The organism is Protofrankia sp. CiP1_Cm_nod3, from assembly GCF_982290655.1.
The window spans coordinates 5,044-7,741 of the sequence record NZ_CEVIVD010000059.1 but is presented as its reverse complement, the minus strand read 5'-3'; the positions used below and the strand labels follow the sequence as shown (position 1 = coordinate 7,741).

The 2,698-nt window shown below is 73.6% G+C and carries 4 protein-coding genes; all 4 read left to right on the top strand.

Annotation, left to right across the window (positions count from 1 at the left end; translation table 11 throughout):
- Nucleotides 1–404 (top strand): hypothetical protein (locus AC5LUJ_RS13270; protein WP_493465014.1); only part of this gene is annotated, 404 nt, incomplete at its 5' end.
- The gene (locus AC5LUJ_RS13265; protein WP_445548295.1) at nt 401–889 is read left to right on the top strand and encodes a phosphopantetheine-binding protein; all 489 of its coding nucleotides are present in this window, start codon (nt 401–403) and stop codon (nt 887–889) included. The genes AC5LUJ_RS13270 and AC5LUJ_RS13265, both read left to right, overlap by 4 nt.
- A 2-nt stretch (nt 890–891) precedes the next feature.
- On the top strand, nt 892–1,827 hold the full coding sequence (locus AC5LUJ_RS13260) for an alpha/beta fold hydrolase (RefSeq protein WP_493465013.1): 936 nt from the start codon (nt 892–894) through the stop codon (nt 1,825–1,827).
- On the top strand, nt 1,824–2,698 hold an 875-nt coding region (locus AC5LUJ_RS13255), incomplete at its 3' end, for a glycosyltransferase family protein (RefSeq protein ID WP_493465012.1). The genes AC5LUJ_RS13260 and AC5LUJ_RS13255, both read left to right, overlap by 4 nt.

The following is a 2,698-nucleotide window of genomic DNA, read 5'->3' as shown; positions in this document are numbered from 1 at the left end:
CCGACGCCGGCCTGCGGGCCCTGTGGCTGGCCAGGTTCCGGGCCGCCAGGCAGGCCGCGGCCAGGGCCGACGACACCGGCCAGGCGAGCCGGCCACGACGGTTCGTCGTCGAGGGGATCACGCCTGGCCATCTCCGGCTGCGGACGGACGACCAGGAGCCGCCGCGCGCCCGCTGGGTCGCGCACCAGTCGATCAACGCGCTCGGCGAGCCCCTGGACGACCACGGCCATCCGTTGGGCGGCCGCCGTCCCGCCGCGGGCGACGCCGCTGGTCGTTACTCCGTCGACGGCCCTGCCGTTGATCGTTACTCCGTCGACGGCTCTGCTGTTGATCGTTACGTTGTGGCGTGGACCTCGCCCGAGGTCGAACAGGCGGCACGGGAGAACGAAGGAGCGCGGACATGACGGCCAAGCCTCTGACAACCGGACATCCGACGACCGGCGGCCCTGCCGCATCCGGCCCTGCCGCATCCGGCCCCGCCATATCCGGCCCCGCCATATCCGGCGAAGCGGGGCCGGGCACCGAGCGGGCCGCGGTCGAGGAGCGGATCCTGCGTGACGTCGTGGCGATGCTGCACGACGTCATCGGCGACGAGTACGTGATCGATCGCGAGATCGGCCTGTCGACGTCGTTCGACACCGACCTGGAGCTGGAGAGCATCGAGTTCGTCGCCCTCGCCGACCGGATGCGCCAGCGTTACGGCGACACGGTCGACTTCGTCGGCTTCCTCGCGGACCGGACCGTCGACGAAGTGATCAACATGCGGGTCGGCGAGGTCGTCTCCTTCATCGCCGACTGCCTGACGTCACCCCAGCCAGCCCAGCCGTCCCAGTCACCCCAGTCATCCCAGTCGGCCCAGCCGGCCCAGTCGTCCCGGTCCTGGGCGTAGCGATGGCCGAGGTCCTCGCCAACGGCGTCCGCCTGCACGTCCAGCGGCTGTCGCCCAGGGGCGGCCCGGGGCCCGGGGCGCCGGTCGTCGTCATGGTGCACGGCATGGTCATGGACAACATGTCCAGCCTCTACTTCTCGCTCGGGACCAGCCTCGCCCACGCCGGCGCCGACGTGATCTGCTACGACCTGCGCGGCCACGGCCGCAGCGAACGGACACCGGACGGCTACGCCCTGGCGGACGCCATGGCGGACCTGTCGGGGCTGCTCGACGCGCTCGGCGTCGACCGTCCCGTCCACCTGGTGGGCAACAGCTACGGGGCGACGATGGCCCTGTCCTACGCCCTGGAACACCCCGGGCGGGTGGCGAGCCTCACCCTGATCGAACCGCCTTTCCTCGTCGAGGGCCTTGGCGCGCGGATGGCCCGGTCGCTGGCGCAGGTGTCGGCCGGGCTCGACGACGCCGAGGTCGAGCGGTGGCTGGAGCGCTCCGCCGGGCGGGCGGTCAGCCGGATCGCCCGCGGCGCCCAGGCCCTGCTGCGGGAGACCTCGATCGCCACGGACATGCTCGCCACCGAGCCGTTCTCCCCGCGGCGGCTGGCCCGCCTGGACGTCCCCGTGCTGGCGGTCTACGGGGCGAACTCCGACATCGCAGACCACGCCGGAGGGCTCGCCCGGCTCGTCCCGGACTGCACCCTGATCGTCCTGGCGCACCACACCCACGCGGTACTGCGGGAGGCCACCGACTACCTGCGCGTCCTGCTCAGATGGTGGCTGTTCGAGCCCGGCAGCCCGCCGCCGGCCCACCCCGGCACCGCCGGGCAGCGGTTCGAGACCCCCGACTGGGTGACCCGGATGGTCCCGCCCCCGGATCTCAACCGTCCCGCCAGCGCCTCCGCCGGCCCGGGGGAGAGCGTCGGTACCGGGGTGGCGGGGTGAGCCGTTTCCTGTTCGTCGTCCCGCCGCTGGCCGGGCATGTCAACCCGGCGGTCGGGATCGCCGCCGAACTGGCCGGCCGCGGTCACGAGGTCGCCGTCGCGGGCCACCCGGAGGTGGTCGGGCCGCTGCTGGCCCCCGGGCTCGCCCTGCTGCCACTCGCCGGGGCGTTCACCGGCCCCGCCCGGGCCGCCGTCGAGGAGAAGTCCAGGCGGCTGCGGGGCGCGGCGGCCCTGAAGTTCCTCTGGGAGGACTTCCTCATCCCACTGGCCGCGTCGATGGTCGACGAGGTCGACGCGAAGGTCGACCGGTTCGCCCCGGACCTGCTGGTCGTCGACCAGCAGGCGGTCGGGGCCGCGCTCGTCGCCCGCCGCCGGGGCCTGCCGTGGGCGACCCTTGCCGCCACGCCCGCCGAACTGGACGATCCGTACGAGCTCCTGCCCGGGGCCGGACGCTGGGTCCGTGACACGTTACGTGACTTCCAGCGCTCCCAGGGTGTGTCCGAGGACGAGGCGTGCGCTGGCGACCTGCGCTTTTCCGAGTACCTGACCCTGGTGTGCTCGGTACCCCGGATGCTGCGCACGGGCGGCTTTCCCGGCCACTACGGTTTCGTCGGCATACCGCTCGGCCGGCGGCCGGCGGCGGCCTTCCCGTGGGAATGGCTGGATGCCGAGCGTGAACATGTGCTGGTCTCGCTGGGGACGGTGACCCGCGAGGCCGGCGACCGGTTCCTGCGGGTCGCGGTCGACGCGCTCCGGCCGCTCGGGCACCGGCTGCAGGCGATAGTCGTGGCGCCGCCCGGCATCCTCGGCCACTCCGGGCCGAATCCCGCGCCCGGTGCCGCCGCTGTGGCCGACGGCGCTGTGGCCGACGG